Here is a 23,410-nt window from a genome sequence, read left to right on the forward strand (position 1 = left end):
GTCACCGCTCCGGAAACGCTGGTGAGCGCGGTCCGGCGCTACGGCTATGCTCGGGACGTCAAGGCCACCTGCCCGGTCGCCGCGCTGAACATGCCGATCGACGAGGAGCATGAATGACTGACGCCTACGAGGCCCTGACCGCGAAGCTCGCGGCCGCCGACCCGGAGATCGAGCGGCTGATCGAGGCGGAGGGCCGCCGGGAGTCGGAGAAGATCCGGCTCATCGCCTCCGAGAACTACGTCTCCGAGGCGGTCATGGAGGCCACCGGGTCCATCCTGACCAACAAGTATTCCGAGGGCTACGCCCAGAAGCGCTACTACGAGGGCCAGCAGAACGTCGACCAGGTCGAGGAGCTGGCGATCGCACGCGCCAAGGAGCTGTTCGGGGTCGACCACGCCAACGTCCAGCCCTACTCGGGCTCCCCCGCGAACCTCGCGGTGTACATGGCCTTCCTCAAGCCGGGCGACACCGTCATGGGCATGGCCCTGGACATGGGCGGCCACCTCACTCACGGGCACACCGTGTCGGCCACCGGCAAGTGGTTCAACCCGGTCCGCTACGGGGTCCGCAAGGACACCGGCCGGATCGACCTCGACGAGGTCGCCAAGGTCGCCCGCAAGGAGCGTCCGAAGCTGATGATCTGCGGCGGCACCGCCATCCCGCGCACCATCGACTTCGAGGGCTTCGCCGAGATCGCCCGCGAGGTCGACGCGGTGCTGCTGGCCGACATCGCCCACATCGCCGGCCTGGTCGCGGGCGGGGCGCACCCGTCGCCGGCAGGCCACGCCGACGTCATCTCGACCACCACCCACAAGACGCTGCGCGGTCCGCGCGGCGCGATGGTGATGTGCGACGCCGAGCACGCCAAGGCCATCGACAAGGCGGTCTTCCCGGGCCTGCAGGGCGGCCCGCACAACCACACCACGGCCGCGATCGCCGTGGCGCTGCACGAGGCCGCCCGCGAGTCGTTCCGCGACTACGCCGGCCAGATCGTGAAGAACTCCCGCGCGCTCGCGAAGGCGCTGACCGACCGGGGCTACGACCTGGTCAGCGGCGGCACCGACAACCACCTGATCCTGGTCGACCTCACCAGCAAGGAGATCGGCGGCAAGCCCGCCGCGAAGGCGCTGGACGCGGCCGGGATCGAGCTGAACTTCAACGCCGTCCCGTACGACCAGCGCAAGCCGTTCGACCCGTCGGGCCTGCGCATCGGCACGGCCGCGGTCACCACCCGCGGTATGACCGAGGACGACATGGATCCGATCGCCGACTGGATCGACCGTGCGATCGGCGCCGCCAAGGCCGAGAAGGAGGCCGAACTCGAAGCGGTCGCCGCCGAGATCCGGGAGTTCTGCCAGACCTACCCGATCCCGGGCTGGCACGACTAGCCTTCGGCATGAACCGATCGGTGGCCCGGTCCTGAGGTCCGGGCCACCGCTGCGTTCTCGTCAGCGGAGGATCTGATCGATGCTCGAGGCCTCCACCGCTCGAGCGAACCAGCGTTCGACCTGGCCGGAGTCGGTGCAGCTCTCGATCCGTTCCCGGGCTTCGGCCGAAACCTCGATGCCGCGGAGCTCGACCAGCTTCAGCAGGGCCCTGATCTCGCCCCGCAGCTCACCGCGGCGCTCTCCGCGCAGCTCGAGCTGACCGGCCGGGCTTTCAAGGTATTCCTGGTACGTCAAGCTCATATATTCCTCCAGCACTCGGCATGCTTCCTGCGAGAGAAGTCGCCACGCCCAACCAGCATACTTCCTGCGCTCCGCCTCGGAAAGCTCGTTGAGACGGCGCCCCAGGGCGTGCGCCATCGAATCGCCCTGCGGCCCCTTCCGGACCATCGCCGCGGCGAGAATGAGCAGTTCGGCCGCTTCGTGGGCCTCTTGCTCGTCGGTGGCTTGGATCAGTTCCTCCGGCCCGATCACATCCGCAAGCAGCGTGAAGCCGGGAGGGCCTATCTCGATCGGCCGCCGCGCCCAGTGAGCGGTGGCGTCATCGGTGCAGACGACCAGCAGTCTGACCGGGCACTGGAGCCGCTTCCTGAGAATCGTCAGGTACATGGGCCAACTGAAGCTCTTTGCGGCGTCCTCGCTGCGCTGGACCTCGGTGATGATCGCGTAGACCGCATTGCCGACCGCGTCGCGGAAGACGCTCACGTTGTCGCAGTTCAGTTCGATCGGATCGTTGTCGGTCAGCGCCTCGGACTCGGACTCCGCACTGGCGTAAGCGGGCAGGTCGGCACCGACCCTCTTGACAAGGAGCTCGGCCGCCAGCTCCGGCCGATTCTGAAAGAGCCGGATCGGTATCTCGTGCGGATGGGAGACCATGGCGGGCACGCTATGCGACGAAACGGCCTCGTTCGGCAAGCGACATGGCAGGACCTCATGTGCATTGCGGCACATCAGGAACACTGAGCCGCCGCAACCAGGTGATTCACTGAAACCGAGCGCCGTCGGGTTACGGCAGTGTGAATCGATGCAACCGGTTCCCGGCGGCGCGCGTGTATTTCAAGCCGGATCCCCTCCGCCCCTTCCGGCTGACGCAACCGAACAACATGAATCAACAGAATCGGAGATCCATGACCTCCCCGAAACCCCGCCGATTCGGAGCGCGCCTGGGCGTCACGGTCGCGGCCAGCACGCTCGCGGCCGGAGCCATCGCACTCCCGGCCTCCGCGCAGTCGGTCGACGACCCCGACGTCAACTTCCAGTTCGAATCGCTGATCACCCCCGGCGGCGAGCGGTCCTCCGGCGTCATCGAAGTCGACTTCGGTCCCGATTTCTCGTCCGACACGCATACGGTGTCCGCGAACCTCGCAATCCACGCCGCCGGTGACAGCTTCGAGTTCGACCTCTCGGGCGCCGTCCAAGACTGCAATAAGGGCAGCCTGGGAACGCAGATAACCTGTACACGTCCGGACGCCGATTCGTACACGTTCTTCGGATTCGACTACTGGGCGAACGATCTCGCTGTACCCGGAGTCTACGACTACACCCTGACCGTCTCCTTGGACTCCGACGAGGTGGAGTCCAAGGAAGGTCACATCGAAGTCGCTGACGGCCTTGATCCCGAACCGCACAATGCCTTCCGGCACAGCGACATCGAGGTCACCGGAGTGTCCCCCGGCGACCAGGTCGAAGTGTCGCCGAGGTTCCTCCAGGAAGACGCCCTGGCTGAGTCGGCCGCCGCGATCGTCGTCACCTTCGGGGAACCGTTCGCCCGAATCGGCAAAGAACTCGACGGTGCCGAAGCGATCGCCGGGTACGACAACTGCGTCGACGGCATCGGGCTCTCCGACCGCGGGGTCACCTGTGTGATCACCGACTTCGAGGACCTGCCGGGCACCCTGTTCACCTTCAGCGGTCCGATGACCTACGCGATCGACGAGGCCGCCCCGGGCCCGCAGGGGATCTGCCAGTGCTACTACAGCGTGAGCACGGTTAACGAGGCGACGCTCGAAACCGAACTCGGCGGCGAATTCTGGGACGACTCCTCGGCCAACCTCCTCGGTCTCGTCACCACGGACTCCTGGGACGGCCCCACCGACGAACTCGACGCCCCCTACAGCGGCACCGTCACCATCGTGACCGCAGAGCACCCGTTCGATCTCGCGCTCGACGACGCCGATGTCGAAGGAGAAGCGGGTGACCAGCGCACCATCACCGTTCCAGTGGTCAACAACGGATCCGCCGACGCATACGACCGGCTGGACTTCTACGGCACTTACGCCATTCGCGGCCAATTGCCCGCAGGGCTCGAACTGATCGGCCTTGACAGCGAGGACGACCAGCACTGGGCCTGCCTCGATTCCGACTCACTCGGACACGACTACGGGAACCAAGAGGAGCGCACCGAGCTGGACCGGTTCGACTTCGCCTGCTATTTCAAGAAGCTCGACGCGGGCGACACGCTCGACTTCACCTTCACGGTCGAGATCACGGACGCGACTTCGTCCGCGGACGGTCTCATCGAGGTGCGCGAGGCGTACACACCCGAATACACCGACACCCTCGATGCCGATCTGGACGACAACGTCGCGGTCATCGGCGTCAACGCCGGCGACCTGATCGACGACGGCGATGACGACGCCTCCGGCAAACTGCCGGCCACCGGTACGCCGATGACGATCCTTATCAGCGCCGCCGCAGCCGTGCTCGCCGCCGGCGCGGTGATGTTCGTGGTCATGCGCCGCCGCAAGGCCGCCACCGACTGGTAGTCGGTCGGTACCGAGCTACGAGCGAAGCGGGGGTGCCCGGTTCTGAGAACTGAACCGGGCGCCCCCGCTTCTCGTGCGTGCGGGACGCGGACCCCGCACCTCCCCCCTTATAAAACGAAACGCGCTGGCCTGTAACGGCTCAGCGCGTCGCGTCTGTTGGGTTCTGCAGTCTTTGGCTCAGGCACCTTGTGGGTGCTCTACACCATCGCCTGGTTAGGCGGCGCGGGTCAGCGAACCGCGCTCGACCCGGTCGGCGATCCGACGGAGGGCGCCGGCGGTCGAGAAGCGGAACTTCTCGTTGGCGGTGACGCCCGACGCGTACCGCTTGTTCGCGCGGCCGTCGTCGACGACCGGAGCGTTCGGCAGGGCCGAGTTGGCGGTGGTGTTGGCGGCGTCGACTGCGAGGTAAGCACCGATGAATTCGTTCATCATCATTTCCTTCCCGGCGGGTATGCCGGATAGTGAATTCCAGGGATGAACCGCTCGTCGATGACGCCTTTGTCGACGGCGACGGGCCAGCGCTTCCGCGCTGGGACCGGGAGATGGGGGTTTCGATCGGGATCGCCGCTTCGTTGCCTTGGCTCCCGGCTTCGCAACAAGCATAAGACTCGTGCGGCGGGGAAATCCAGGGGTTTTCGCCTGGGTCACATGTATCCCACGACACCGTCCGTACGGACCTAAGTGGGCGTTCAGGTCATTCCCATTGCACGGTTCCATCCGCCTGATAAGGGTAGTCTGCCCGGATGCGGGACTTGGGGATTCGAGTGGGCCATTGGACCGGCGAGCGGACCGGCTGCACGGTGCTGCTGTTCGACGCTCCGCCGACGGCTTCCTGCGAGGTGCGCGGCGGGGCTCCGGCCAGCCGCGAGATCGAGCTGCTCGACCCGATCCGGGGCAATGCCGGGATCGACGCGGCGCTGCTGACCGGCGGCTCGGCGTTCGGCCTTGCGGCCGCCGACGGGGTCATGCGCCGACTGGCCGAGCAGGGTCGCGGGGTCGCCACACCGGGCGGCGTGGTCCCGATCGTGCCCACGCTGGGGCTCTACGACCTGGACGGGAGCGGGATCGTGCCCGGTTCGGCCGAGGGCTATGAGGCGTGCCAGGCTGCCAAAGGCGCCGACGTCGAGCCCGATCTCGTCGGTCCTGTCGGAGCGGGAACGGGCGCGACGGTCGGGCAGTGGCGCGGGGAGTCGCTGCCGTCCGGGCTGCGGTCGGCGACCCTGCGGGTCGGCGAGGTGGCGGTGAGCGTGCTCGCCGCGGTGAACGCCTTCGGCGAGCCCGGCAGGCTCGACCGGGACCTGCTCCGGCCCGAGGGCTTCCCGGTCACATTCGGCCGCAACACGACGATCGGAGTGGTCGCCACGAACGCCCGGCTCACGAAGGTCGAGTGCCGCCTGCTGGCGCAGGGCGCTCACGACGGACTGGCCCGGGCGGTGAGCCCGGTGCACACGCGCATGGACGGCGATGCGTTCATCGCCACCGCCACCGGCGAGGTGGAGGCGTCGTCCGACGTCGTCCGCGCACTGGCGGTCGAGGCGGTCGCCGAGGCGATCGAATCGGTCTGACCTGGCACTCGGTCCCGATGCCGACGAGTCGGTGAGAGGGCGAGACGGAGGCGGAAGACCAGGCGGCCGGCAGCGTGCGCCTGGTGAGCCCGGTAATGGCTGCGCATGCGTCGGCGGGTGCGGGGTCGGGTCCCGGCGCGGCACCCCGCCCACACACCCACCACCAATACCGAACTCCCCAGGCTCAGGCGCCCAGCTCGGTCACCGAGCGGTGGCTCTTCGGGATCAGCGGGCCGAGCAGCAACCGGTCGAGCCCGGGCAGGCGCATCGCCCGGAAGCCCCAGCGCCGCAGCCGCAGCCTGGCCTTCGTGGCAGGCAGGAACCACTCGATGGCCCGGTCCCTTGCCGCCTGCCGGGTCCGTTCGGCGACCGGGCGCCACCGGTCCTCCCAGTCGGCCAGCGCCTCCGGGACCGACCCGCAGGCGTGGAGCCGTTCGGCGAGCACGTAGGCCCCGGCCACCCCGAGCGAGGCGCCCTGCCCGGCGACGAGGGACACCGCGTGGGCGGCGTCGCCGAGCAGCGCCACGCGCCCGTCGGTCCAGCGGGGCATCGCGATCTGGGCGACCTGGTCGTAGTAGATCTCGTCGTTCGGCGGGCACTTCGCCAGCGCCCGCTCGGTCAGGTCGCCGAGGCCGGCGTGGGCGCGCCGCAGTTCGGCGCGGGGATCGGCCGGCAGGTCGGGCCGGTCCACCCGGTGGACGGCGAACACGGCGGCCTTGCCGTCGGGCAGGCCGTAGAAGCCCATCTGGCGGTTGATCGACTCGGTCAGTACGAATCGGCCCCGCACCTGTTCGTACACCTCGGCGTCCTCGAAGACGTAGGCGGCGGTGTGCATGCCCAGGAAGCGCAGGTAGTCGGATTCGGGGCCGAATACGAGGCCTCGGATGCGGGAGTGGACGCCGTCGGCGCCGACGACCAGGTCGGCCTCGGCGGTGGTGCCGTCGGAGAGGACGACCCGGTCGGCGTCGATGCGTTCGATGGTGGTGCCGTACCGGATTTCGGCGCGTTCGGCGGCCCAGTCGCGCAGCACCCGTTCCAGGTCGGGCCGCATGATGCTGGCGAGCTCGCCGTCGAGGGCTTTGGCGAAGGAGTCGAATTCGACGCTGACGCGGGTGCGGCCGCGCTCGTCGACGTAGTGGAAGCGGGAGGTGGGGTTGGCGGCCTCGCGCAGTCGGTCGCGCAGCCCCATTGCGGTCATGGCCTCGTATCCGGGGCCGAAGAAGTCGATCATGTAGCCCTGGGCTCGGGGTCCGTGCGCCTGCTCGACGACGGTGACGTCCCAGCCGTGGGTGCCGAGGCGCCCGGCGAGGGCGAGCCCGGCGATGCCGGCGCCGCAGATGACGGCCTTCATTTCGCGGGTCCTTCCGGTTCGGCGATGTGTCGGACGAGGGGCGCCAGCCGGGACGCGGACAGCTCCGGGTCGAGGCCCTTGTGGAGGACCAGGCCGTCGAAGGAGGCGGCGAGGAGGGCGGCGGCGGGGTCGGGGTCGGGGTGGCCGGCCCGTTCGAGCGCCGCGGCGAGCGCGCCGCGGAAGCCGGTGAAGAGCCGGGCGATCGCCTGGTGCAGTTCGGGGTCGCGGAGAGCGGCGAGGTAGGCCTCGATGAACAGGAGGGATTCGGGGTCGGTGCCGGTGTAGCGGTCGAGTTCGGCCAGCGTCGCCTCGACGGCCTCGGCGGGGTCGTCAGCCGTGGACAGGGCCGCCGTGCTCTGGTCCAGCACTCGGGTCATGGCCTCGGTGGAGGCCTGCCGCAGGAGGGCCTGGAGCGAGTCGAAGTGGTAGTGCACCAGTCCGGAGCGGACGCCGGCGCGGTCGGCGAGGACGCGGGTGCTGACCGCGTTCCATCCGAGTTCGGCGATGAGTTCGCCCGCCGCCGCGAGCAGTCGTGTCCGCGCGTCCCGGCCGCGCTCGGCGGCGGTCCGGGCCGCCGCATTGAATTGGTCATTCGCCTTGGTCATTTGACCAATGTAGCATACTTAGGTTCGTCCGAACAGTTCAAACCGGCCGCGAGGTGCATTAGGCTCAGAAGACGAGGTGGAGCGCGATCGTCGGCCCGAAACCGCCCAGCGGGGTCCCGGGCGGTGCCAAATACCGCCCACTCGACCATGCGGGACATATAAACAGGGGTTTTGCTGGGGCTATTGCCACTGTATGATCAGCATCATTGCCCAAAAACCTTCGATTGTGAGGTATAAACATGGTCGATCTATCGGGTCCGATCATCACCACCTTCATCGCCTACCTCTTGGTCATGGTGCTCATCGGTGTCTGGGTTTACCGGCGCACCAAGACCCTCACCGACTTCGCCCTCGGCGGCCGCTCCCTGAACGCCCCCGTCGCCGCCCTGTCCGCCCAGGCCTCGGACATGTCCGGCTGGCTCCTCATGGGTCTGCCCGGCGCGGTCTACGCCGCCGGTATCGGCGAGGCCTGGATCGCTGTCGGCCTGGCCGCCGGCACCTACCTCAACTGGCTGTTCGTGGCCCCGCGCCTGCGCACTTACACCGAGCGAGCCCACAACTCGATCAGCCTCTCGGCCTACTTCGAATCCCGGTTCGAGGACCGGACGCACCTGCTGCGGGTCGTCTCGGCGCTCATCATCGGCGTGTTCTTCACCCTGTACGTCGCCTCCGGCCTGGTCGCGGGCGGCCTGCTGTTCGAGACCATCTTCGGCGTCGAGCCCGACGTGGCGATCACCGTCGCGGTGGCCGTCATCGTCGTCTACACCTTCCTCGGCGGCTTCCTGGCGGTGTCCTTCACCGACTTCATCCAGGGCGTTCTCATGTTCCTGGCGCTCGTGATCGTCCCGCTGCTGGTCGTCGGCGCGCTCGGCGGCTTCGGGGCCCTGTTCGGCGACGTCGAGAGCGCCAGCCCGAACCTGCTCAACTGGGTCGACGAGGCGGCCTTCACCGGCGGCGAGGGCTGGACGACCGGCGACTCGCTCAGCCTGGTCGCCATCGCCGGGCTCCTCGCCTGGGGCCTGGGCTACTTCGGCCAGCCGCACATCCTGGCCCGCTTCATGGGCATCCGCTCGGCGGCCCACGTGCCGGCCGCCCGCCGGATCGGCACCACCTGGGTGCTGGTCACCCTCACCGCCGCGGTGTTCATCGGCCTGGCCGGCATCGCCTACCTCGACGAACCCCTGGAGAACCAGGAGACGGTGTTCCTGGCGCTGACGACGGACCTGTTCAACCCCTGGATCGCAGGCATCCTGCTGGCGGCCGTGCTCGCCGCGGTCATGTCGACGGCGGACTCCCAGTTGCTGGTCGCCTCCACGGCGGTCACCGAGGACTTCTACCGGCGCTTCTTCCGCCGCGAGGCCCGCGACTCCGAACTGGTGTGGGTCGGGCGCGGCGCGGTCGTCGTGGTCGCGGTGATCGCCTACTACTTCGCGCTCCAGGGAGGCACGGTGCTCGACATCGTCGCCTACGCCTGGGCCGGATTCGGCTCGGCGTTCGGCCCGATCGTCATCCTGTCGCTGTACTGGTCGCGCATGACCTGGCTCGGAGCCCTGGCCGGCATGGTCACCGGCGCCACGGTCGTGGTCGTGTGGGAGAACATCGGCTCGCCCGGCGGCGTCTACTCCATGCTCCCCGGCTTCGGCGCCGCACTCCTGGCCGCGATCCTCTTCGGCTTCCTCGGCCGCCGCCCCGAGCGCGAGTGGATCGGCAACTACCGCGAATCGGACGAGGCCGAGTCCGCGGTTCAGTAGTACCTGCGGGACCGCTTCATCTGGTACATCGCCTGGTCGGCAGCCCACAGCGTCTGCGCGGGGCTGCCGCCTGGCACCAGCCGGGCCCATCCGATCGAGACGTCGACCGGCGTGCCGGGGACCGAGTACTCCCAGTTCTCGGCCGCCACCGCCACCCGGATGCGGTCCGAGACCGCGTCGGCGTCGAACTCGGTGGCGCCCGGCAGTACCAGGATGAACTCGTCGCCGCCGGTCCGCGCCAGCAGATCGCCCGAGCGGGTCACGCTCGCCAGCAGCGCCGCCACCCGCTGCAGGATGGCGTCCCCGGCCTGGTGGCCGTGGGTGTCGTTGACGGCCTTGAAGCCGTCGAGGTCGAGCACCGCGATCATCCCCTCGCCGTCCACCTTGGTCAGGAAGTCGTCCAGCCGGCGGCGGTTCGGCAGCCCGGTGAGGTCGTCGGTGTTGGCCCGGTCGGCCCAGCCGGCCGCTGCCCGGCGCAACTGGTCGTGGTCGACCAGCGCGGCGGCCGAGTCCAGGTAGATCGTGTGGAACTCGTTGATCTGCTTGTAGAGCTTGTACGTCGTCTGGTGGGCGGCCAGGATCGACTCGGCGTGGTCGCCCTTGGCCACCAGCGCCAGCGAGCGCAGGTGCTCGGGCTCCATGACCCCGATCGTCTCGTCGCCGATCTCGCGCTCCTCGAGGATCTGCATCGCCTCGGGGCCGCGGCTCTGGGCGATCAGCCGCGAGGCGCGGGCCAGGGCGCGCAGGTCGAGCGCCTCGGCCGAGGAGGTCACGGCCGGAAGGTACTGCTCGACCGACCACTGCTCGCCGAACCCGAGCAGGCTGAGCCGGGCCAGCGCGTAGTGGATCCACTCGAGTTCGCGGGTGTCGAGGTCGTGCAGGTAGGGCTTGACGCGCCGCAGCTCCTTCTGCAGCATGCCGATGCAGGCGTGCGGGTCGCCGGTGTAGTAGGCCAGGAGGGCTTCGCGGACGCGGATCTCGACGCCCTCGACCGAGGAGCGCGGGACGCCGAGCCGGTCGCCGAGGGTGTGGCACCGGTCGAGGGCCTCGGCCGACTGCTGCTGGTAGCCGCAGTTGCTGAGCACGACCGACAGGTCGTACCAGGCGTCGACGGCGGCCTGGCTGGCCTCGTTCATCGACCGCAGCGCCCTGGATGCCAGGACCAGGTGCTGAGCGGTGAAGTGAAGGGATTTCACATGATGGTGGTGGTACCAGGCGGCGTGGGCGTGGAACACCCCGGTGAGCCGGTAGTCGCGGCAGCGGCGCACGGCCGAGTCGGCCTGATCGAGGGTGACCGGGATTTCGGAGATGCTGCGCTGGCTGATGTAGCCCTGGAGGATGAACAGCCACGCCTGGGCACGACGCTGCGAGGTCGGTGCATTGTAGGCAATCGTGGTGGCCCTGTCGACGGCCTCGGCTACCCGACCTGAGCCCATCAGTGCGCGCAGCCGCCGGTACTCCTCGGCATAATCACGCGCAGGTGTGGTCTCCCTCCGTGGCGTCACAGCCCTATCCTGCCACCAAGGCCCGGATATATCTAGGGGCGGCTACCGTTTTCCATGCACGTGCACATGCCGATGCGCCTGAGCCCGAGGCGCTTCTGCCGACCGGCGGTGAGCGGACCACACGGTGGTGCACGTCGACGCTAGAGTGAAGCGAACTCGCCCGAGTGGAAAGTAGGTGTGGACTCCATTGTTCGAGAAGCTGCGCGGCGAATTCGTCGACATCATCGAATGGCTCGACGATTCGCGCGACACGATGGTCTGGCGGTTCCCCCGCCACAACAACGAGATCAAGATGGGGGCGCGACTGGTCGTGCGCGAGTCGCAGACCGCCGTCTTCGTCAACGAGGGCCAATTGGCCGACGTGTTCGGCCCCGGCACCTACACCCTCGAGACGCAGAACATGCCGATCCTGTCGACCCTCAAGGGGTGGAAGCACGGGTTCAACTCCCCGTTCAAGGCCGAGGTTTACTTCGTCACCTCGCGCCAGTTCACCGACTTCAAGTGGGGCACGAAGAACCCGGTGATGGTCCGCGACCCCGAGTTCGGTCCGGTGCGCATCCGCGCCTTCGGCATGTACAGCGTGCGGGCCGTCGACCCGGCCAAGGTGCTGCGCGAGGCGGCCGGAACCGACTCCCAGTTCCGCACCGAGGAGATCGACTCGTGGCTCCGCGAGAAGGTCGTGGCCGCATTCGCCCCGGCGATCGCCTCGGCCGGCATCCCGATCCTCGACATGGCCGTCCACCAGGACCAGATCGGCGAGCGGCTGCGCGGGAAGGTCGCCGAGCAGTTGGCCGACCTCGGCTTCGACGTCCCCTCCTTCACCATCTCCAACATCTCCATGCCCAAGGAGGTCGAGGAGGCGCTCGACAAGCGCACCTCGATGGGGATGGTCGGCGACCTGGGCGCCTACACCCAGTACCAGGCGGCGAACGCCCTCGAGGAGTCGGCCCAGCACGGCGGCGGCGCCTCAGAAGGGCTCGGTCTCGGCGCCGGCATGGCCATGGGCAACCAGATGGCCAACTCGATGAACCAGCAGCAACAGCAGCAGGCGCAGCAGCCGGCCGCGGCGCCGCCCCCGCTGCCGGACGCCGCCGAGTGGTACCTCGGCATCGGCGGCCAACAGGCCGGGCCGTTCGACCTCGCCGCGCTGCGCCAGAAGGCCGGCACCGGCGAACTGACCCGCGAGACCCTCGCGTGGAAGGCCGGCCAGGATGCCTGGAAGCCGGCCGGTGAGATCCCCGACCTGGCGAGCCTGTTCGCCTCGATGCCGCCGCCCCTGCCCCCGCAATAGGAGAGCCCCCGTGTCCGAACAGACCGCTACCGGCCACCAGGCCTACCCCTGCTCGACCTGCGGTGCCCAGCTCGAGTTCGCCCCCGGTTCGACCACCCTGACCTGCCCGTACTGCGGCACCGAGGTGCACATCGAGCTCGACCGGCGGCGCGTGGTCGACCGCGACTGGGAGTCGCTGGCGGCCAAGCCGCGGCGGCCCCGCGACCAGGTGCCGACGAACCTGTTCGTCTGCACCCAGTGCAGCGCCCACACCGAGTCCGACACCTGGTCGGACGTGTGCCAGTTCTGCGCCGCGCCGGTCGTGGCCGACGAGTTCAACCCCGACCTGGTGGCGCCCGAAGGGGTCCTGCCATTCAAGGTCGACCGGCCCGGGGCGCGCCAGGCGCTGCGTGACTGGGTCAAGAGCCGCTGGTTCGCGCCCAACCGGTTCAAGCACGTCCACGAAGCCGAATCGCTCAAGTCCACCTACCTGCCGCACTGGACCTGGGACGCCGACACGCGGTCGAAGTACACCGGCCAGCGCGGCGAGCACTACTACGTGAAGGACTCCAACGGCAACCGGCAGCGGCGCACCCGCTGGTATCCGGCCCGAGGCACGGTCGCGCGCTTCTTCGACGACGTGGTCGTACCGGCCACCACCCGGGTCCCGCACAAGCACCTGGACGACCTGACCGCCGACTGGCCGACCGGCGAGGCGGTGGCGTACCAGCCGGAGTTCCTGGCCGGTCACCACACGCAGCGCTACGACATCGAGCCCGAGCAGGGGCTGGCGCAGGCGAAGCTGAAGATGGACGAGCAGATCCGGCGCGACGTGCGCCGCGACATCGGCGGCGACGCGCAGCGCATCAACTCGGTCCACACCAGCTACTCCGACATCAAGTACAAGCTGCTGCTGCTCCCGGTGTGGCTGGTGGTGTACCTGTTCGGCGGGAAGTCGTGGCAGGTGCTGGTCAGCGGCCAGACCGGGCGGGTCACCGGGGAGCGGCCCTGGAGCGCCTGGAAGATCGCCTTCGCCGTCGCGGTCGGGGTGATCGTCGCGGCCGTGCTGCTGTACTTCATCGTCATCTCGGACTCGGGGAGCAGTACCACCACCGTGAGCGGATGACGCCGCCGCGCATTGGCGGGTATGTTCTGAAGTGCCGGGTGCAACCCGGCGCCCAACCTGCGCGTGTACCCCATTGAAAGCACATGACCCCCGGGAGCCGGTACCAGTGAGTCAGTCCGTCAGGCATGCGGCCAAGCCCTCCTCCCCTTGGTGGGCGAAGGCCATGGTCGTCATGGGCGCGCTCGTCATGGTGGCCTCCGGCGGGGGCGCGATCGCGACGCAGATCAGCGTCAACCTGGTCAACAACGCGCTCCCGACCGAGGACCTCCTCGGCGACCAGCGGCTCGAGTCCGAAGGCGAGGCCATCGAGGGCCCGCTCAACTTCCTGGTCCTGGGCACCGACGCGCGGGTGGGCGACGCGGGCGTGGCCCGCACCGACGCCGACATCATCGTGCACGTCAACGAGGACCTCACCGAGGTGTCGATGGTGTCGCTGCCGCGCGACCTGCTGGTCGACATTCCGAGCTGCGACCCGGCGTGCCAGACGAAACTGACCGAGGCGTTCGCCTCGGACGAGGACTGGGGTCTGGCGTTCCAGAACACCGCCGAGACGATCACGTCCCTGACCGGGGTGCAGTTCGACGGCGGCGCGATCGCGAACTTCGAGGGCTTCCTGGACCTGGTCGACGAGCTGGGCACCATCGAGCTGTGCCCGTGGCACGAGATCACATCGATCCACACCAACGTCACCTACCCCGGCGAATGCGCCCGCTACGACAAGGACCAGGCGCTCGACATCGTCCGGCAGCGCTACGGCTGGGACTGGGACGAGGACTACGAGAACGGCACCTGGGGCGACTTCGGCCGCCAGAAGATGCAGCAGCAGTCCATCAAGAAGATCCTGGAAGAGGCCAAGGCGCAGGAGTACCACAAGAACCCGGTGAAGGCGGTCGACCTGCTCAACAGCTTCGGCGAGGCGCTCACGATCGACCTGGGCGGCTACCAGCTCACCGACATGATCACGCAGATGGCCGACATCGACCCCGACGGCATCACCTCGATCGGCGTGCCCTCCAGCGCCGAGACGATCAACGGCACCTCGTACGTGGTGACCCACGAGGGCGAGGAGCAGATGGCGGCCGAGGCGCTCTACCAGGCGATCAACGACGACACGCTCGGCGAGTGGGTATGCCTGTACCCGAAGTGGGTCAGCAGCGACCGGCCCAGTGACTGCGGGCCGACGACCGGCGGCGAGGGATCCGAACCGGCCGAGGACGACGCCTCGGAGTCGGGCGAGGGCGAGACGGCCTCGAACTGACTTTCGCGGCGCCGCATGCAACCTCTCGGCCCGCCCGGGGCGTTCTAGGAGTGTGACCTTCTCCCCTGGAACCCCCGATGGCCGGTAGGACCCGGGCGCCCTGGTGGGCGCACTTGATGCTCTACACCGGCGGCCTGACGACGGTGGCGGCCGGCGGCGCCGCGGCGGTGACGCAGTACGGCGTCTCCACGGCGAACTCGGCGGTCGAGGACGAGAACATCCTGAACCACGACCGGGCCGAGATCGAGGACGTGGAGAACCTCACCGGCCCGCTCGACGTCCTGGTCCTCGGCGTCGACGAGGAGGACGACGGTTCGCCCCGCTCCGACACCATGATCATGGTGCACGTCAACGCGGATCTGACCGAGGCCACGATGGTGTCGCTGCCGCGCGACCTGTGGGTGCCGATCCCCGACTGCGGCCCCGCGTGGGGCGGCGATCCGTGCGAGTTCAAGCTCAACCACGCCGCCTCCATCAGCGACGAGTGGGCGGTCGCCCGCTCCAACGTGGTGGCCGCCATCGACGACCTCACCGGGGTCGACTTCCATCTGGCGGCCACCGCCGACTTCAACGGGTTCCTGGACCTGGTCGACCTCGTCGGCGAGATCGAACTGTGTCCGCCGCACGAGATCACCTCGATCCATACCGGCACGGTGTTCCCCGGTGAGTGCGCCTACTACGGCAAGGACGACGCCCTCGACCTGGTGCGCCAGCGCAAGGGCTGGGGCGACCAGGATCATCCCGAGGACTGGGAGAACGGCTGGGGCGGCGACTACGGGCGCCAGAAGATGCAGCAGCAGGCGATCAAGTCGCTGCTCGAAGAGGCCAAGGCGCAGGGTTTCCACAAGGATCCCGGCAAGGTCGGCGAGCTGCTGTCGGGCTTCGGCGACTCGGTGAAGCTCGACCGGCCCGACGGGATGGAGGTCGTCGACCTGGTGGTGGGCCTCCGCGACATCGACCCCGGGGACATCGACACGATCCAGGTCCCCTCCAAGCCGGAGACGATCGTCCACAACGGCAAGGACCTGTCGATCGTCCGCATCCACGACGGCGAGGAGCGGGTCGCGGCCGACGCCCTCTGGGAGGCCCTGCGCACCGACACCGTCGACCAGTGGACGGCCCGGTACCCCGAGTGGGTCAAGCAGGACGACTGAGGCCGCCGGTCCCGGGATCTCGCCGCCGGAGCGGCGCGCGGTGAACACGACCCGGACAGCGCGGCCCGAACGTGCATATCGATATCCATACCTCCTTCCCCAGTGTTATCCCAGGCCACTCGCGCACCGAGGGGTGGCCATCACTAGCTACTCTCGGGTAGGGTCTCCCGAGCGCGCGCGGGAACCCGCAGCGCAAGGGCCAGACGGCCGTCAATGTGCCCGGCCTTCCGCGATCGACAAGAGGAGACCGACATGCATGGCCGCAAGACCACCTCGGCCACGGCGGCCCTGGCGGCCGCGGCGGCGTTCGGGCTGACCGCGTGCAGCGACATCGAAAGAGAGCCCGACACCCCCGGGGTGACCGACGACACGGTGACCATCGGGACCCACCAGCCGCTGACCGGATCCGCCGCCGCCGGCTTCGCCTCGATCTCGGCGGCCACCGACGCCTACTTCGAGTACGTCAACGACAACGGCGGCATCCACGGCCGCAGCATCGAGTACATCGTCAAGGACGACTCCTACGACCCGTTCGAGACCCAGAACGCCATAGAGGACCTGGTCGTGAAAGACGAGGTGTTCGCGGTCGTCAACGGCCTGGGCACGCCCACCCACGCGTCCGTGCTCGACTACCTCGACGAGGAGGGCGTGCCGGACCTGTTCGTCTCCTCCGGCTCGCTCACCTGGAACCAGCCCGGCGCCTACCCGGGCACTTTCGGCTTCAACGCCGAGTACGTCACCGAAGGCGCGGCCCTGGCCCGGCACGCGGTGAACGAGCACCCCGACGCGTCCATCTGCGTGCTCGGCCAGGACGACGACTTCGGCGAGGGCATCCTCGAAGGCGTCGAGACCGTCGTCGGCAGCAACGAGATCACCGAGATCCAGACCTACCTGACCTTCAGCGAGGACCTGACCAAGCAGATCGGCCGCATGCGGGCCGCCGACTGCGAGATCAACATCCTCGGCACCATCAACGCGTTCACCGCGCTCGCGGTCGGCACCGCCGCCGAGATGGAGTGGTTCCCGCAGTGGTACACCTCGTCCCCGGGCGCCGACTACCAGACCCTCGTCGGATACCTCGGCGAGGAGACCGCCCCGCTGCTCCTGCAGGACATGGTGAGCGTGAACTACCTGCCGTTCAACCCCGACAGCGACTGGTACGGGCTGTTCCGGCAGATCCACGAGGAGTACAACGACGACGTCCCGTTCACCGGCAACACCGTCTACGGCATGAGCGTCGGCTACCTGTTCGCCGAGGCCCTGGCCGAGGCCGGGGCCGAGCCCACCCGCGAGTCGCTGGTCGCGGCGGTCGAATCGGGGGCGCTGACCGGCAACGGCATCGTGCCGATCTCCTACAGCGAGGACGACCACGCCGGCTACCGCGCGGTCGGGATCGCCAGGGTCGACCAGGGCGTCCAGAACTACATCGGCACCACCTACCGCGTGGGCGCCGGCCAGGTCGAGCAGATCGAGGCCGAACCGGTGCCGCTGGAGGACGACGGCATCCCCGGCGACTGACCGCGCCTCACTCCAGCAGCCCGTGGTGCAGGGCCCGCAGCACCGCCCGGGTCCGGTCCCGCGAACCGAGCTTCATCAGCACGCTGGAGACGTGGTTCTTGACCGTGCCCTCGGCCAGGAACAGCGAATCGGCGATCTCGCGGTTGCTGAGCCCGGCCGACAGCAGCCGCAGCACCTCCAACTCCCGGTCGGTCAGCGGCGAGGTCGGCACCGCCCCCGAGGCGGCCTCACTCCCGGGCGCCTCGCCCTCCCGCAGGGCCCGCAGCAGCCGGTCGGTGATCGCCGGCCGCACCAGCGTCCCGCCCTCGGCGAGCGCCTTCACCGCGCTCACCAACTGCGCCAGCGTCACGTCCTTGAGCAGGTAGCCGCGCGCCCCGGCCCGCAGTGCCCGCAGCACCAGTTCGTCGTCGTCGAAGGTGGTCAGGACCAGCACCGGCACTTCGAGGCCGCTCTCGCGCAGGGCCTCCAGGGTCCAGATGCCGTCGTGTCGCGGCATCCGCAGATCCAGCAGCACCACGTCCGGCCGCTCGGCTCCGATGACCGTGAGCGCGGCCATGCCGTCGTCGGCCTCGGCCACCACCTCCACCTCCTCGCTGAGGTCGAGCAGGCGCCGGATGCCCTGCCGCACCAGGTGCTGGTCGTCGACCAGGCAGACTCGGATCACGCCGCGGGCACCTCCGCCCGCACGCGGAAGCCGTCGGCGCCGCAGAAGCGGACCCGGCCGCCCCGGGCCTCCAGGCGCTCGGCCATGCCGCGCAGGCCGTTGCCCATCTCGACCCGGCGGGCGCCGACGCCGTCGTCGCGCGCCTCGAAGGTGACCCTTTCGCCGTCGGCGCCGATCTCGATCCACAGGTGCGAGGCCTCGGCGTGGCGGATGGCGTTGGTGACGACCTCCTGGACGCAGCGCACCAGGATCGCGGCGACCTCCTCCCCGGTCTCGACCGACTCGTCGATGCGCAGGTGGACGGCCGGCTCGGGCAGCTCGGCGACGATCGACTCCAGGGTCTCGCGCAGCCTCGGGCCGTCCCGGCGCATCTCGCCGACGGTGGCGCGGACGTCGCACAGGAGCCGCCGAGTCAGCTCGCGGGACCGCCGGATCGGTTCGGCCGCTTCGCCTTCGGCCCGGTGGGAGGCGACCTCCAGCTCCAGCGACAGCACCGTCAACTGGTGGCCGACCAGGTCGTGCAGCTCGCGGGCGATGCGGAGCCGCTCCTCGGTGCGGCTCGACTCCGCCAGCAGCGCCCCGGCCGCCCGCAGCCGGACGTTGGCCTCCGACAACTGCTTGCGCGCGACCCCCTCCCGGTGCATCGCCACCACGCTCAGGTACGCGGCCACCTGCAGCACCACGTACAGACCGGTGCCCAGCGCCAACTCCAGCGTCGAGCCACCGGCCGAGCCGAGCGCGATGACCGCGGTGTTCGACGCGACCACCACCGCCGAGACCCGGGGCCCCACCACCGACCCGCACATGGCGGCGTTGAACACCAGCAGGATCGCTACCCAGCCGATGCCCGGAGAGGTCAACACCAGCACCTGCGCGCCGACCACCTGCACGGCGAACAGGGCGAGCGTCACGCGGCGCGGCAGCATCCAGCCCAGCCACATCGTGGCGGCGAAGGCGGCCATGAACACCGCGAAGCAGGCCAGCCACCACCCGCCCGGGATCGAGGTGACCGGCTCGCCCCTGGCCAGGAAGATCACGACCGGCACGGCGGTGGCCAGGCAGGCGAGCGTGGCGAACACCCCGCCCAGTATCTGCGCCCACATCCGACTCATCGCCGCCAGCATATGCGAGCGCGAGCGGCCGCACCCGTGCCGAAAGTCATGGACCGGATCGGTGACCTCTCGCACGCGCGCGAGAGGTGCTCGGGCCCTTAGCTTCGGAGGCGACACCGAACCGAGGGGAGAGCCTATGCCGGCCATCGAAGCGCGAGGGCTGCACAAACGCTACGGCGACGTGACCGCCGTCGACGACGTCAGCCTCACCGTCGAGGCGGGAGAGATCTACGGGGTGCTGGGCCGCAACGGCGCCGGCAAGACCACGGCCGTCGAGACCATCGCCGGCCTGCGCCGGCCCGACCGCGGCACCGCAGCGGTCCTCGGCCTCGACCCGCGGCGCGACCGCGCCCGGCTCCGCCAGGTCCTCGGCGTCCAGCTCCAGCACGCGAACCTGCCGAACGCGCTCACCGTCGGCGAACTGGTCCGCCTCTACCGGTCCTTCTACCGCGACGGCGCCGACCCCGGCGAGCTGATCGAGCGCGTCGGCCTCGCCGAGCAGCGCAAGGTCCGCTTCGAGAAGCTCTCCGGCGGGCAGCAGCAGCGCCTGTCCATCGCGCTGGCCCTGGTCGGCGGTCCGCGTGCGGCCATCCTGGACGAACTCACGACCGGGCTCGATCCGCAGGCGCGGCGCGGGATGTGGTCCACGGTCGAGGACCTGCGGGACAGCGGGGTGACGGTGGTGCTGGTGAGCCACCACATGGACGAGGTGGAGCGGCTGTGCGACCGGGTCGCCGTCATCGACGCGGGCCGGGTGGCGGCCGTCGGCTCCCCGGCCGACCTGGTGGCCCGCGCCGGACTGGAGCAGGTGGTGCGCTTCCGCACCGCCGAACCGTTCGAGGCGCGCGTGCTCGACGGAGTCGAGGAGGCCCGCGAGGTGAGGGTCTCCGGCGACGAGGTGGCCGTGACCGGCTCGGGGAACCTGCTGCAGGCGGTGAGCACCGCGCTCGTGCGGGCCGGGGTGACCGTGCTCGAGACCCGGTTCCAGCAGGCCACCCTCGAAGACGCCTTCCTGGCCCTCACCGGCCGCCCGTTCGACGGCGAGGAGGAGTCGCGATGACCGCCGCCGACGTCCCGGTGCACCGGCCCGGCCCGCGGGCCTGGCTGCTCCTGATCGCCGCCGAGGCGAAGATGGTCGCCCGCGACACCTCCGGCTTGATCGTCCCGCTGGGCCTGCCGCTGCTCATCCTGGTGATGAACGGCTTCAGCTACGCCGGGGAGACCACCGCCGACGGGATCGACGTCTTCGAGCTGTACGTCATGCCGATCGCCCTGACCATTGTCATCGCCTCGGTCGGCGTGATCAACATGCCGAGCTTCCTGGTGTACTACCGCCGGACCAAGGTGCTGCGGCGCCTGGGCGCGACCCCGGCGCACCCGGCGATGATCCTGGTCGCCCAGATGGTCGTGGCCGCGGTGCAGTCGATCGCCGGGATCGCCGTCGGGGTGGCGGCCGCGATGCTGTTCTTCGGCGTGGGCCTGCCGACCGACCTGGGGCTCGCGCTGGCGGTGCTCGGCCTGGCGGCGCTGACGATGTTCGCGGTCGGGATGATCGTCGCGGCGGTCGCGCCCACGCCCAGCTCCGGGGTCGCCTTCGGACTGGTCGGCTTCCTCCTGCTGGGCGCGACCGGGGGCATGTTCGGACCCACCGAGAACCTGCCGGGTCCGGTGGCCGCGGTGGGCGAGGTCCTGCCGTTCGGGGCGGCCGTCCAGGCGGTCGGCAACGCCTGGGTCGGGCTGGAGCAGAACCCGGCGCACCTGCTGGCGATGGTCGCCGCGATCGCGGTCAGCGTCGCGATCGCGGTCCGCTTCTTCCGCTGGGAGTGAGCCGTCAGGCGCGGTCGACCAGCCGCCGGGCCGCGAGCCGGGCGCGGTCGATCGCGCCGGTCACCTGGCCGACGTCGTTCATGACCACGGCGCCCTCGTGGAGCAGCAGCAGCTCGACCGCGTCGGCGTCCGGGTCGGCGGCCCCTTCGGCCCGCAGGAGGCCGGTGAACCGGCCGAGCAGCCACTGCTTCTCCTCGGCGGCCAGCGTCCGCACCGGGTGGTTCGGGCCGGTGATCTCGGCGCGGGCGTTGATCAGGGCGCAGCCGCGGTCGCCGCTGGCGGCGGTCCACTCCTTCAGCGCGTCGAAAACGGCCGGGACCGCCTCGCCCGGGCCGGCGGCGCCGATGTGGTGCTCCACCAGCGCCCTCCAGCGCCCGTCCCGCTCGCGCAGGTAGGCCATGACGAGGTGGTCCTTGGAGCCGAAGCGGTCGTAGATGGTCTTCTTGGTGACCCCGGAGGTCTCGGCGATGAGGTCGACGCCCACCGCATTGATGCCGCGGTGGTAGAACAGCTCGCTCGCGGTGTCCAGGACGCGCCGGGCGGCCGGGGTCATGCGGGGCGCGGTGTCGGCGGTCATGGGCCTCCTCCTCGGATTCCACTGGAAGTATACCGGTCTGTTTAGCTAGGGTCACGTAAACCGATCTGTTTACTCCAGGGGAGGCGCACGTGACCGCCATCGACCGCTGCTGGGCCGGCGCCTTCGTGGTGCTGTGGAGCTCGGGTTTCATCGGCGCCGAGCTCGGCACCAGGCACGCACCGGCCTTGACCGTCCTCAATTGGCGGTTCCTCCTTCTGGCCGCGCCCGCGCTGGCGTGGCTGCTGTGGCGGCGACGGCGCTGGAGCGTCCGCGACCTCGCCGTCCACGTCGCGATCGGCGTGCTCGCCCAGGGCGGCTACCTCTACGGCGTGGTGCTGGGGACCCAGCTCGGCGTCGACCCCGGCACCGCCGCGCTCATCGCCTCGCTGCAGCCGGTGGTGACGGCGGTGGCCGCCTTCGCCGCGCTCGGCGAACCGGTGCGGACCGCCCAGATCGGCGGCCTGGCGATCGGCCTGGCGGGCGTCGCGCTGGTGGTGTCGGCCGACTTCTCCGGCGGCGGGGCGTCGGTGTGGGCCTACGCGCTGCCGGTGGCGGCGATGCTCAGCCTGGTCACCGCCACCGTCTTCGAGCGGCGCACCGGCCCGGGCGGACTCGGCCCGCTCGACGCCCTCGCCGTCCAGTTCCTCACCGGTGCCGCGGCCTTCGCCTCGCTCGCCGCCCCGGTCGGCCAGTTCGCCCCGCCGACTTCGACGGGCTTCTGGGTCGCGGTCGTCTGGTCGGCGGTCCTCTCCGGCGTCGGCGGCTACGGCGCCTACTGGGCGGTGGTGCGCCGCAACGGCGCCACGGCCGCCGCCACGCTCCTCTACCTGACCCCGCCGGCCACGATGCTGTGGGCCTGGGCCATGTTCGGCACCCCGGTGGCCCCCGTGGCCTGGCTCGGCCTGGCCATCGCCCTCACCGGCGTCGCCCTGACGCTGTCGCGGGCGAACGAATCGGGGGACCGGGAGATCCGGTCGGCTAGGAATCGGCGCGGCGCTCGCCGGCGGCATCGGGGTCCGGCGGGTCGTACGGCTCCGGCACGCCCCCTCGCTGGGTCGCGAGCCAGAACTGCCCGGCGATGGTGAGCAGGTAGACCGCGGTCGACACGAATCCGACCAGCGGCCAGACCACGATGCCCTTCACCAGGTGCGTCAGGCCGGTGACCACGGTGATGGTGAGCCCGACCGAGGGGAGGTGGATCCCGCCCCAGACGCGGACGGCGCCGCGGCCGCGGGGCGAGAGCACGCCGTTGATCCCGCCGGACGCGAACGCGCCGACCACTCCGAATCCGAGCACCGCGCCGGTCAGGAGCAGCAGCGCTTCGGCGGTCGAGGGAAAGGTCCCGGCGGCGTGCGTGGTGATCGCGCCGGTGGTCCAGATCGTCAGCGTGTAGCCGTAGGGGGCGGCGCTGTTGGCCACGACGGTCCGAAGGTGCCTCCTGTACACGCTTTCGACCGCCATGCTTCCGACCATATCGTCATAGGTTCGAACGGTAACGACGGACACATGCGAGGGTGACATTTCGTGTCGCAGCTCGGAGCCTTCGCGGCGGCTGTGGCGCTGATAGAGTCACCGCCGTGATGGTCGCCCGATCGATCCTGCTGTTCCTGCTGGCCGCCGTGGCCGAGATCGGCGGCGCCTGGCTGATCTGGCAGGGGCTGCGGGAGCACCGGGGCGTACTGTGGATCGCCGCCGGGATCATGTCCTTGGGCGCCTACGGCTTCGCCGCGGCGTTCCAACCCGAGGTCCACTTCGGCCGGGTGCTCGCCGCCTACGGCGGCATCTTCGTGGCCGGGTCGTTGACCTGGGGTGTGGTCGTGGACGGCTTCCGGCCGGACCGGTGGGACCTCATCGGCGCCGGGCTGTGTCTGGTCGGCGTCGCCGTGATCATGTACGCCCCCAGGGGCTGAGCCGCCC

Annotated in this window: 22 protein-coding genes; 13 read left to right on the top strand and 9 right to left on the bottom strand. The window is 69.8% G+C overall.

What is annotated here, in order from left to right; genetic code table 11:
• Nucleotides 1-113: 113 nt before the first annotated feature.
• Nucleotides 114-1,388 (top strand): serine hydroxymethyltransferase, encoded by a 1,275-nt coding sequence (locus CUT39_RS17695; RefSeq protein WP_100448771.1) that lies wholly within the window; start codon nt 114-116, stop codon nt 1,386-1,388.
• Between the two features lie 60 nt (nt 1,389-1,448).
• On the opposite strand, the gene CUT39_RS17700 is transcribed toward CUT39_RS17695, so the two are convergent.
• Nucleotides 1,449-2,321 carry a hypothetical protein gene (locus CUT39_RS17700; protein WP_100448772.1) on the bottom strand — a complete coding sequence of 291 codons (873 nt, stop codon included), beginning with the start codon at nt 2,319-2,321 and terminating at the stop codon, nt 1,449-1,451.
• Nucleotides 2,322-2,572: 251 nt separating this feature from the next.
• Here CUT39_RS17700 and CUT39_RS17705 point away from each other — a divergent pair, with 251 nt between their 5' ends.
• The gene (locus CUT39_RS17705) at nt 2,573-4,210 is read left to right on the top strand and encodes an LPXTG cell wall anchor domain-containing protein (protein ID WP_100448773.1); all 1,638 of its coding nucleotides are present in this window, start codon (nt 2,573-2,575) and stop codon (nt 4,208-4,210) included.
• Nucleotides 4,211-4,423: 213 nt separating this feature from the next.
• Here CUT39_RS17705 and CUT39_RS17710 read toward each other — a convergent pair whose 3' ends face one another.
• A complete protein-coding gene (locus tag CUT39_RS17710; RefSeq protein ID WP_100448774.1) occupies nt 4,424-4,639 on the bottom strand; it encodes a hypothetical protein in 216 nt (71 codons plus the stop codon).
• A 335-nt stretch (nt 4,640-4,974) separates the two neighbouring features.
• Here CUT39_RS17710 and CUT39_RS17715 point away from each other — a divergent pair, with 335 nt between their 5' ends.
• The gene (locus CUT39_RS17715) at nt 4,975-5,775 is read left to right on the top strand and encodes a P1 family peptidase (protein WP_232805814.1); all 801 of its coding nucleotides are present in this window, start codon (nt 4,975-4,977) and stop codon (nt 5,773-5,775) included.
• A gap of 184 nt (nt 5,776-5,959) precedes the next feature.
• Here CUT39_RS17715 and CUT39_RS17720 read toward each other — a convergent pair whose 3' ends face one another.
• Both CUT39_RS17720 and CUT39_RS17725 read right to left on the bottom strand, forming a co-directional pair.
• Nucleotides 5,960-7,126 carry an FAD-dependent monooxygenase gene (locus CUT39_RS17720; protein ID WP_100448776.1) on the bottom strand — a complete coding sequence of 389 codons (1,167 nt, stop codon included), beginning with the start codon at nt 7,124-7,126 and terminating at the stop codon, nt 5,960-5,962.
• A complete protein-coding gene (locus tag CUT39_RS17725; protein WP_100448777.1) occupies nt 7,123-7,731 on the bottom strand; it encodes a TetR/AcrR family transcriptional regulator in 609 nt (202 codons plus the stop codon). Before CUT39_RS17725 ends, CUT39_RS17720 begins: the two co-directional genes overlap by 4 nt.
• Before the next feature lie 239 nt (nt 7,732-7,970).
• On the opposite strand from CUT39_RS17725, the gene putP reads away from it, so the two are divergent.
• Complete coding sequence (gene putP, locus CUT39_RS17730; protein ID WP_100448778.1) at nt 7,971-9,482, top strand: sodium/proline symporter PutP; 1,512 nt, start codon at nt 7,971-7,973, stop codon at nt 9,480-9,482.
• Here the strand turns inward: putP and CUT39_RS17735 are convergent.
• The gene (locus tag CUT39_RS17735; RefSeq protein ID WP_157930791.1) at nt 9,476-10,987 is read right to left on the bottom strand and encodes a GGDEF domain-containing protein; all 1,512 of its coding nucleotides are present in this window, start codon (nt 10,985-10,987) and stop codon (nt 9,476-9,478) included. The two genes, putP and CUT39_RS17735, sit on opposite strands and share 7 nt — an antisense overlap.
• Nucleotides 10,988-11,162: 175 nt before the next feature.
• Between CUT39_RS17735 and CUT39_RS17740 the strand changes: the two genes are divergently transcribed.
• The 5 genes from CUT39_RS17740 to CUT39_RS17760 all read left to right on the top strand — a co-directional run bounded on the left by CUT39_RS17740 (nt 11,163) and on the right by CUT39_RS17760 (nt 17,313).
• Nucleotides 11,163-12,278, top strand: coding sequence for an SPFH domain-containing protein (locus CUT39_RS17740; protein ID WP_232805815.1), 1,116 nt, complete (start codon nt 11,163-11,165; stop codon nt 12,276-12,278).
• Nucleotides 12,279-12,288: 10 nt separating this feature from the next.
• The gene (locus tag CUT39_RS17745; protein WP_100448780.1) at nt 12,289-13,383 is read left to right on the top strand and encodes a hypothetical protein; all 1,095 of its coding nucleotides are present in this window, start codon (nt 12,289-12,291) and stop codon (nt 13,381-13,383) included.
• A 106-nt stretch (nt 13,384-13,489) separates the two neighbouring features.
• Nucleotides 13,490-14,641: an LCP family protein gene (locus tag CUT39_RS17750; RefSeq protein ID WP_157930792.1), complete on the top strand. Its 1,152-nt coding sequence runs from the start codon at nt 13,490-13,492 to the stop codon at nt 14,639-14,641.
• 77 nt (nt 14,642-14,718) lie between these two features.
• Nucleotides 14,719-15,795, top strand: coding sequence for an LCP family protein (locus CUT39_RS17755; protein ID WP_100448782.1), 1,077 nt, complete (start codon nt 14,719-14,721; stop codon nt 15,793-15,795).
• Nucleotides 15,796-16,047: 252 nt separating this feature from the next.
• A complete protein-coding gene (locus CUT39_RS17760) occupies nt 16,048-17,313 on the top strand; it encodes an ABC transporter substrate-binding protein (protein WP_100448783.1) in 1,266 nt (421 codons plus the stop codon).
• A 7-nt stretch (nt 17,314-17,320) separates the two neighbouring features.
• Here the strand turns inward: CUT39_RS17760 and CUT39_RS17765 are convergent, their stop codons facing one another.
• Entirely contained in the window at nt 17,321-17,977 is a 657-nt protein-coding gene (locus CUT39_RS17765) for a response regulator (RefSeq protein WP_100448784.1), read from the bottom strand.
• Complete coding sequence (locus CUT39_RS17770; RefSeq protein ID WP_157930793.1) at nt 17,974-19,089, bottom strand: sensor histidine kinase; 1,116 nt, start codon at nt 19,087-19,089, stop codon at nt 17,974-17,976. The genes CUT39_RS17765 and CUT39_RS17770 overlap by 4 nt, the downstream gene beginning before the upstream one ends.
• Nucleotides 19,090-19,225: 136 nt before the next feature.
• Between CUT39_RS17770 and CUT39_RS17775 the strand changes: the two genes are divergently transcribed.
• Nucleotides 19,226-20,149 carry an ABC transporter ATP-binding protein gene (locus CUT39_RS17775; RefSeq protein ID WP_100448786.1) on the top strand — a complete coding sequence of 308 codons (924 nt, stop codon included), beginning with the start codon at nt 19,226-19,228 and terminating at the stop codon, nt 20,147-20,149.
• The gene (locus tag CUT39_RS17780) at nt 20,146-20,916 is read left to right on the top strand and encodes an ABC transporter permease (protein WP_100448787.1); all 771 of its coding nucleotides are present in this window, start codon (nt 20,146-20,148) and stop codon (nt 20,914-20,916) included. The genes CUT39_RS17775 and CUT39_RS17780 overlap by 4 nt, the downstream gene beginning before the upstream one ends.
• Before the next feature lie 4 nt (nt 20,917-20,920).
• Here CUT39_RS17780 and CUT39_RS17785 read toward each other — a convergent pair whose 3' ends face one another.
• Nucleotides 20,921-21,493 (bottom strand): TetR/AcrR family transcriptional regulator, encoded by a 573-nt coding sequence (locus tag CUT39_RS17785; protein ID WP_100448788.1) that lies wholly within the window; start codon nt 21,491-21,493, stop codon nt 20,921-20,923.
• A gap of 89 nt (nt 21,494-21,582) precedes the next feature.
• On the opposite strand from CUT39_RS17785, the gene CUT39_RS17790 reads away from it, so the two are divergent.
• Nucleotides 21,583-22,578: a DMT family transporter gene (locus CUT39_RS17790; RefSeq protein ID WP_100448789.1), complete on the top strand. Its 996-nt coding sequence runs from the start codon at nt 21,583-21,585 to the stop codon at nt 22,576-22,578.
• Here the strand turns inward: CUT39_RS17790 and CUT39_RS17795 are convergent.
• On the bottom strand, nt 22,472-22,954 hold the full coding sequence (locus CUT39_RS17795) for a hypothetical protein (protein WP_157930794.1): 483 nt from the start codon (nt 22,952-22,954) through the stop codon (nt 22,472-22,474). The genes CUT39_RS17790 and CUT39_RS17795 overlap by 107 nt on opposite strands.
• A 119-nt stretch (nt 22,955-23,073) precedes the next feature.
• On the opposite strand from CUT39_RS17795, the gene CUT39_RS17800 reads away from it, so the two are divergent.
• A complete protein-coding gene (locus CUT39_RS17800) occupies nt 23,074-23,403 on the top strand; it encodes a YnfA family protein (RefSeq protein ID WP_232805821.1) in 330 nt (109 codons plus the stop codon).
• Nucleotides 23,404-23,410 lie beyond the last annotated feature (7 nt).

The sequence above is a fragment of the Glycomyces xiaoerkulensis genome (assembly GCF_002798405.1).
Taxonomy (GTDB): domain Bacteria; phylum Actinomycetota; class Actinomycetes; order Mycobacteriales; family Micromonosporaceae; genus Glycomyces; species Glycomyces xiaoerkulensis.